At 71.3% G+C, this 8,272-nt stretch carries 5 protein-coding genes; 1 reads left to right on the top strand and 4 read right to left on the bottom strand.

Annotation, left to right across the window (positions count from 1 at the left end):
- The 4 genes from JWP65_RS19600 to xdhA form a co-directional block, all read right to left on the bottom strand.
- Nucleotides 1-260, bottom strand: a 260-nt coding sequence (locus tag JWP65_RS19600; protein ID WP_299766805.1) for a DUF3999 family protein, incomplete at its 3' end; no start/stop codon positions are given.
- Between the two features lie 204 nt (nt 261-464).
- Nucleotides 465-3,230, bottom strand: coding sequence for a DUF2339 domain-containing protein (locus JWP65_RS19595; RefSeq protein ID WP_299766803.1), 2,766 nt, complete (start codon nt 3,228-3,230; stop codon nt 465-467).
- 211 nt (nt 3,231-3,441) lie between these two features.
- Nucleotides 3,442-5,751, bottom strand: coding sequence for a xanthine dehydrogenase molybdopterin binding subunit (gene xdhB / locus JWP65_RS19590; RefSeq protein WP_299766801.1), 2,310 nt, complete (start codon nt 5,749-5,751; stop codon nt 3,442-3,444).
- A complete protein-coding gene (xdhA, locus tag JWP65_RS19585) occupies nt 5,748-7,208 on the bottom strand; it encodes a xanthine dehydrogenase small subunit (protein ID WP_299766799.1) in 1,461 nt (486 codons plus the stop codon). Before xdhA ends, xdhB begins: the two co-directional genes overlap by 4 nt.
- A 42-nt stretch (nt 7,209-7,250) precedes the next feature.
- On the opposite strand from xdhA, the gene JWP65_RS19580 reads away from it, so the two are divergent.
- Nucleotides 7,251-8,272: ABC transporter ATP-binding protein (locus JWP65_RS19580; RefSeq protein ID WP_299766797.1), on the top strand; the 1,022-nt coding region annotated here is incomplete at its 3' end.

The following is an 8,272-nucleotide window of genomic DNA, read 5'->3' as shown; positions in this document are numbered from 1 at the left end:
GACGGCGGGGGTGCCGGCCAGCATGCCCAGCGGCAGCGCGGCGGCCGCCGTGTCCGGGCGGCCCGCGCCAGCTGGTAAGGCCCCGAGGCGCCGGCAACGAACACCACGTCCAGTGGGGCGAACACGGCACGGGCGGTCAGGGCAGCCGCATCGAGCTGGGCACCGTTCGCGGCTTGCAGCCGCAGCCAGCGCACCGACTGGCGTTGCAGCAGCAAGGGGCCGTTGGTGCTTTCCTGGCCGGGCGCGCCGAGCCGGTACACCACCGCCTGGCCGAGGGCTTGCCACGCATCCGACGGCCGCCGCCGGCGACTGCAATCGCGCCAGCGCGGCGGCCGGCACCGACAGCCGCACCAGGCCCTGGTGCGGCGTGGCGTCCACGCTGGCACTCCAGCTGAAGTCGGCTGGGGCGACGTCGGCGGCCAGCGCCGGCAGGGTGAGCAGGGCGACGGCGATTGGCATGGGTTTCATGGTGCGGCTTCCTGCAGACCGGGCTGCGGCGGGTCCTTGCGCGCCGCCGGCGGCAGCGGCGCGAACCAGCCCACCACCAGCATCAACAGGCCGACGGCGATGAACACCACGATCCGCTCCGAACCGCCGCGGTTGGACAGGTCGATCACGAACAGCTTCAGCACGGTCAGCCCCAGCAAGCCGGCGCCCAGCATCCACGGCGTGCGCAGCGCCCGCCGGTGCGCGCCCACCATCAGCACCAGCGCGATCAGCGTCCACAGGATCGAATACCCCGCCTGCACCACGAACGAGGCGAACAGGGCGCTGGCGTCCCACGGCACCGCGAAATAGTGGTGCGCCACCCGCAGCCAGACGGTGTTGATGGCCGTGAAGGCGACGCCGACCAGCACCGCCGGGGCCATGATGCCGCGCATGGTTTTCGCGAGCGCCAGCGTGCTGCGCCGCAGCCGCAGCAGCCACAAGGCGCAGGCGCCCAGCGCCAGCGCGACGGCCAGGTCGGTCGGGTTGAGCAGCGGCAGGAAGGGCAGCGGCCTGGCCGCGCCGCTGGATTGCAGTGCCACCAGCAGCGCGCCCAGCGCCAGCGCCACCGCCAGCGGCGCTGGTGCGCGCCAGAGGTAGGCGCCGGCGAACCGGTCCAGCGGCCAGCGCAGGCTGCCGGCCGGGGCCTCGAACCAGCGCCGCCGGGCCAGTGCCAGCAACACGCTGCTGCCGGCCACCAGCAGGATCACCGTGGCCCAGGCGGTCTGCCAGAGCCGGGCCCGGTCGATCGCGAACACCAGCAGGTTGGCGGCCAGCAGCACCAGCAGCCACACGCCGCCCGCATGCACCCAGCGCCACCAAGCTTGCGGCGCGCCTTGGTCCAGCCGGCGCAGCATCACCAGGTGCAGCGCGATGGCCGGCGGCCACAACAGCCAGCCGCCGGACCGAAACACGTGGTCCTGCACGGCCATGGCCCAGACGGCGGCCAGCAGCAGCACCGGCAGCGCCAGCCAGGCCGGGGTGGCGGCGATGCGCCAGGGCTGTGCGCGGCGCGGCAAGGCCAGGCGATGCAGCGCGAAGGCGCTGAGCACCCAGCCGGCAATGTGCAGCAGCACCCGCTGGCCTTGCTCGAAGGTGAAGGCCACCGCGCCTTGCGCATCGACGGTGAAGCGCCCGATCTCGGCGCCGAGCGCGGTCTGCCACCACAGGAAGCCGACCCAGAACAGCACCGGCGACAGCTGCGCTTGGAGCGCGCCAAAATGGCGCGGGGAGGCGCCGTCAGCTGCATCCGCAAGCGGCTGGCGCGACCACCAGGCGATGGCCAGCGCCGCGCCCGCCAGCATGGTGGCGCCCAAGACGACCGGGTTGGCCAGCGGCAGGCCGCCACCAGCGTTGAGCGAAGGCGCATCCAGGAACAAGGCAGCGGCCACGGCCTGCAGGGCCAGGCCGGCGGCGCGCGGCAGCCAGCGGCTTTGCCGCCGTCCCATCCAGAACACCGCCGCGCCTTCCACTGCCCAAGCGGCGGAGGTCCAGCGGCCGTCCAGTGCCAGTGGCACGGCGATGGTCACCAAGCCGAGCGCCAGCGCCAGGAAGCACTCGGCCAGCCAGCGGTTGACGACCGTGTCGCCGCGGCGGCGCTTGACCAGCCACCAGCCCAGCGCCAGGTACAGGGCGGCGAGCGCCAGCGCGGCGAAGGCGGCGGCATACGGAATCTCGCGCACCAGGCCGACCAGCAGGCCGAAGGCGACGATCGGCGTGCCGAACACCAGCGTGGCGTCGACGGCGCGACGCGCGCCCTGGCCGTGGCGCAGCGCATAGAACAGGCTGGCCGTCAGGTAGACAGCGAAGAACGCGACCAGCAAGGGCAGCGTGCTGGCCAGTTCCTCCGGCCGGTAGCGCAGCACGCCCCAGGCGGTGGCGACGCCGAAGGTGGCGAAGAAGCCGAGCAGGTTGAGCGGCCGCCAGGCCTTGGCCCAGGCCACGCCGGCGATCGCCAGGCCCAGCAGCAGGTAGTAGGAGAACAGGGCGACGTGGCTGCCCTGGCCGGTGGAGACCAGCACCGGAGCCGCGAAGCCGCCGGCAAAGCCGATGAAAGCCAGCGGCAGCGCGTTCTGGGCCAGCGCAATTGCCGCGCAGAACAGGCACACCAGGCCCAGCGCCGTGAAGGCCGCGCCGGTCGGCAGGAAGTGGTACAGGCGAAAAGCGGCGAACACGGCCAGGTACAGCACGGCGACGCCGGCGCCTTGCAGCGTCAGCGAATAACCGAGCTTGTCCGGATGGTGGCGGCGCATGCGCAGGCCGAACACGAACAAGGCGATGCCGGCGGCGGCAATGGCGGCCAGCCGCAGTTGCGGCGGCAGCAGGGCGTTCTCCACCGCGTAGCGGGCCAGGAAGGCCAGGCCGACGAACAGCACCAGCACGCCCATGCGCACCACGGTGTTGCCGCCGAACAGCCACTCGCGCGCGCGGCGCACCAGGGTGGTGGCCAAGCCGGACGCAGCCGGGGTCGCGGGACGGGCGCGCGCAGGGGCCGGCGTGCTCGCGCCGGCTGGCGTTGCCACCGCCTGCGGTTGCGGTTGCGGTTGCGCAGCCGGCGGCGGTGCGACGACCGCGCGCGGTGCCGCCACGGTCACGCCGCCGGTGATCTCCTTGCGGATCGCGCGGCGCAGGCTCCAGCCGGCCGCCAGGCCCAGCACGGCGCCGAAGACGACGGCGACCTCCTCGCTGGATCCCGGCCACAGCAGGCCCAGGATCGCGCCCCAAACGGCGCCCCATACCAGCATGGCGATGCCCCTCGTTGTTCGCAGACGGCAAGAGTGCCGCTGCTGCGCCCCCGTGGCGGGACGTTTGCGGGGCAGTATGGGAATCACTACTTAAAGGCCGGTGCCTTGCTCCTTCCCCCTCTGGCGGAAGGCTGGCATGTGGGCGCTCCCGGCAGCACGCACTGCCCCCACCCCGGCCCTGCCCCCCCGGAGGGGGAGGCAGGAAGAAGGGTCAGCCTTTCAAGGCCTTGAGCACGTTCTCCGCCGTCGCCGGCGCATCCAGCCGCACCCGTGCCTTGCCGGTGGCGGCGGCCACGGCGTCGCGCAGTGCCTCCCACACGCTGATGGCCAGCATGAAGGGCGGCTCGCCCACGGCCTTGCTGCCGCCGACGTTGTCTTCCGGATTGGCCTCGGGCCAGAGCTTGATGTGGAAGTGCTCAGGCACGTCGCCGATGGCCGGGATCTTGTAGGTGCTCGGCGCGTGCGTGGACAGCAGGCCCTTGGCGTTCCACACCAGCTGCTCGGTGGTCAGCCAGCCCATGCCCTGGATGAAGCCGCCCTCGATCTGGCCGATGTCGATGGCCGGATTGATCGAGGTGCCCACGTCGTGCAGGATGTCGACCTTGAGCACGCGGCTCTCGCCGGTCAGCGTGTCGATCGCCACCTCGGTACAGGCCGCGCCGTAGGAGAAGTAGTAGAACGGCCGGCCGGTCAGCGTGTGCTTGTCGTAGTGGATCTTGGGCGTCTTGTAGAAGCCGTCGCTCCACAGCTGCACGCGCGACTTGTAGGCGTCGTCCAGCAGCTGTTCCCAGGTGATGACGGCGCCGGGCGCGCTGACCTGGCCGCCGGCGAAGATCACCTGCCCGGGCTGGCATTTCTGCTTGTCGGCCACGAACCTCGCCAGGCGCTCGCGCACCTGGCGCGCCGCGAACTGGGCAGCGCGGCCGTTCAGGTCGGTGCCGCTGGAAGCCGCAGTGGCGCTGGCGTTGGGCACCTTGCTGGTGTCGGTGGCGGTGATGCGCACGCGGCCGAACGGGATGCCAAGCTCGTCGGCCACGATCTGACAGACCTTGGTGTGCAGGCCCTGGCCCATCTCGGTGCCGCCGTGGTTCACCTGGACGCTGCCGTCGGTGTAGCAATGCACCAGCGCGCCGGCCTGGTTGAAGAAGGTGGCGGTGAACGAGATACCGAACTTGACCGGCGTGATGGCGATGCCGCGCCGGATGACGGGGCTTTGCGCGTTCCAGCGTGCGATCTCGGCGCGCCGGGCCCGGTAGCCGCAGTCTTGCTCGAGCTGGCCGACCAGCGGGGCCAGGATGTTGTCCTCGACCTGCATCTCGTAGTGCGTGGTGTTGCGCTCGGCTATGCCGTAGAAGTTGCGCTTGCGAACGTCCAGCGGGTCGAGCCCGAGGTGGCGCGCGATCTCGCCCAGCATCGCTTCCGTCACGATCATCCCCTGCGGCCCGCCGAAGCCGCGAAAGGCCGTGTGGCTCTGGGTGTTGGTTTTGCAGCGGTACGACACGATCTCGACGTCGCCCAGGAAATACGCGTTGTCGACGTGGAACACCGCGCGGTCCGCCACCGGCCCGCTCAAGTCGGCACTGAAGCCGCAGTTGGCCGCGAGCATCAGCTTCAGCCCGGTGATCAGCCCGGCGGCGTCGAACCCCACCTGGTAGTCGTAGGCGAACGGATGGCGCTTGCCGGTGACCATGAAGTCATCGTCGCGGTCCAGCCGCAGCTTCACGGCCTTGCCGGTCTTGCGCGCTGCCAGCGCCGCCCACACGGCGAGGTGGCCGGCCTGCGTTTCCTTGCCGCCGAAGCCACCGCCCATGCGCCGGCATTCGACCGTCACCGCCTGGCTTTCCAGCCCGAGCGCGTGCGCCACCCAGTGCTGCACTTCGCCCGGGTGCTGCGTGCTGGAGCGGATGTGCCACTGGTCCTGTTCCTGCGGCAGCGCGTAGGCGACCTGGCCTTCCAGATAGAAGTGCTCCTGGCCGCCGACTTCCAGCGAGCCGGCCAGGCGATGCCGGGCGCTGGCGATGGCCTGCTCCGGCTCGCCGCGGCGCACCGTCACCGGCGGCAGCACGAAGCTTTGCGCCGCCAGCGCTTCGCGCACGTCGGTGATGGCCGGCAGCGGCTCGATTCGCAGCCTGACCTTGCGGGCGGCCCGGCGCGCCTGCATCACCGTGTCGGCGACCACCAGCCCGACCACCTGGCCGATGTGCTCCACCTTGTCGATGGCGAAGATCGGCTCGTCGTGCGCGAAGGTGGCCAGCAGGGGATCGCCCGGGATGTCAGCGGCCAGCACCACGCCGCGCACTCCCGGCATCTTCAGGGCCTCGGCCGTGTCGACGCCGAGCAGCTTGCCGTGCGCGACGTCGGACAGGATGGGCGCCGCATGCAGCGTGCCCTTGACCTCGACGATGTCATCGACGTAGGTCGCGCGGCCGGCCACCTGGGCGCGGGCGCTTTCGTGCGGATGCGAATGGCCGCTCGCAGTGGCGACGGTCGCCGGCGCCGGGAATTTCTCGGGCGCGTTCATGGCGCCGCCGCTTCCGCCAGCTGGAAGCTCTCCAGGTTGATCTGCTGCAGGCCCTGGCTTTCCAGCCAGAAGCGCTGCATCAGGTTGCCCAGCACCTCGGCGCGGTAGCCGGCCGAGGCGCGCATGTCGCCGATCGGCTGGAACTGCGCGCGCAGCGCCTCGCCGGCGCGCCGAGCGGCGTCGGCGGTCCAGGGCTGGCCGAGCAGCGCCGCTTCGGCCTGCAGGGCGCGCGCGGGCGTGGCCGCCACGCCGCCGGCGCCAATGCGCACGCCGGCGATGGCGTCGCCGTCCCGCACCAGGTTGATCACCAGGCAGACGGCGGCGATGTCGTCGTCGTAGCGCTTGGAAATCTTGTACGCCCGCAGGAACTCGCCGGCTTGCGGCCGCGGCACGCGCACGAACGCCACCACTTCATCGGCCGCCAGCAGGTTTTTGCGATAGCCGGTGTAGAACTGCTCCAGCGGCAGCTCGCGCTGCCCGTGCGCACTGGCCAGCACCAGGGTCGCGCCCAGCGCGATCAGCAGCGGCATCGAGTCGCCGATCGGCGAGCCGTTGGCGATGTTGCCGCCCAGCGTGCCGGAGTTGCGCACCGGCAGCCCGGCAAAGCGGTTGGCGAAGGCCCTGAGCCGGGGCCGCTCGGCCACCAGCGCGGCGAAGGCGTCGGTCAGCGTGACGGCGGCGCCGATGGTGAGGTGCCCGGCGTCTTGCCCGATCGCGCGCAGTTCCTCGACCCGCGTCAGGTCCAGCACCTGGTCGAACTGCATGTGCAGCTTGGTCACCCACAGGCCGACGTCGGTGCAGCCGGCCACGAGCTGGGCCTGGGGCTGGGCGGCGCGCAGGCGCAGCAGTTGGTCCAGGGAGCGCGGCAGCGCGTAGCCGCCGGTGACGACCGGGTCGGCGCGCAGGGCCGCCAGTTGCCCGAGCAACCGCGCCTCGTCCACCGCCACCGCCGGCAACTCCGCCATCTTGCGCGCCGCGTCCAGGATCGGGCGGTAGCCGGTGCAGCGGCACAGGTTGCCCGACAGCTCCTGCTGCGCCAGCTCGCGGGTGATCGCCTTGCCTTGGCGGACGTGGTTCTGGTACATGCCGAACAGGCTCATCACGAAGCCCGGCGTGCAAAAGCCGCATTGGGAGCCGTGGCACTGCACCATCGCCTCCTGCGCCGGATGCAAGGTGCCGTCGACGCCAGCGACGTCTTCGACCGTCCACAGCGCCATGCCGTCGACGGAATGGGCCAGCCGAATGCAGCTGTTGATGGCACGGTAGGCCAGGCCGCCCCGGTGCGGCTCGGCCAGCACCACGGTGCAAGCGCCGCAGTCGCCCTCGCCGCAGCCTTCCTTGGTTCCAGTGCAGGAAAGGTCCTCGCGCAGCAGTTCCAGCAGCGTCCGCTCGGGTGGTACATTGGCCACGCTGACGAGTTCGCCGCGCCGCAGGAATCGGATCGTCTTGGAGTCCATCGGGGTTCAGTCTAGGCCAGTTCCGGATGGTGCCACGGGCGCATGGACAATGGCATCCCGAACCACGACAACCAGACCGAGAACCTTCGCGTGAGCATCCCCCGACTCCAGCTGGAGCGCATCACCAAGCGCTACCCCGCCGTGGTGGCCAACGACGGCGTTTCGCTGGTGGTTCAGCCCGGCGAAACGCACGCCGTCCTCGGCGAGAACGGGGCCGGCAAGTCGACCCTGATGAAGATCATCTACGGCTCGGTCAAGCCGGACGAAGGCAGCGTCACCTTCAACGGCCAGCCGGTGCAGGTGCGCAACCCTCAGGAGGCGCGGGCCCTAGGCATCAGCATGGTGTTCCAGCACTTCAGCCTGTTCGACACGCTGACGGTGGCCGAGAACGTCTGGCTGGGGCTGGACCGCAGCCTGTCGCTGCCCGAGGTGGCGCGCAGCATCACAGCCAAGGGCCAGGAGTACGGCCTGCAGGTCGACCCGACCCGGCCGGTGCACACCCTGTCGGTGGGCGAGATGCAGCGGGTGGAGATCATCCGCGCCTTGCTGACCAACCCCAAGCTGCTGATCCTGGACGAGCCGACCTCGGTGCTGACGCCGCAGGCGGTGGCGACGCTGTTCGTCACCTTGAGGAAGCTGGCCGCGCAAGGCTGCAGCATCCTGTACATCAGCCACAAGCTGCACGAGATCCGCGAGCTGTGCACCGCCTGCACCGTGCTGCGCGGGGGCAAGGTCACCGGTGTCTGCGACCCGCGCCAGGAAACCAATGCCTCGCTGTCGCGGATGATGATCGGCGCCGAGCCGCCGGCGCTGGAGCACCACGCGCGCCCGCCCGGCGAGACGGTGCTGCGGGTGCAGTCGCTCAGCCTGCCGCGCGCAGACCAGTTCGGCATCGACCTCGAGGCCATCTCGCTGGAGGTACGGGCCGGCGAGGTGGTCGGCATCGCCGGCGTCTCGGGCAACGGCCAGCGCGAGCTGCTGTATGCATTGTCCGGCGAAGACACCCGCGCCGCAGCCGCGGCCGTGCAGGTCGGCGGCCAGCCGGCCGGCCGGCTGGGGCCGGC

It is taken from the genome of Ramlibacter sp. (assembly GCF_028292805.1).
Lineage (GTDB): Bacteria > Pseudomonadota > Gammaproteobacteria > Burkholderiales > Burkholderiaceae_C > Ramlibacter.
The sequence above is the reverse complement of the archived record's forward strand: the minus strand, read 5'-3'. Positions and strand labels throughout refer to the sequence as shown.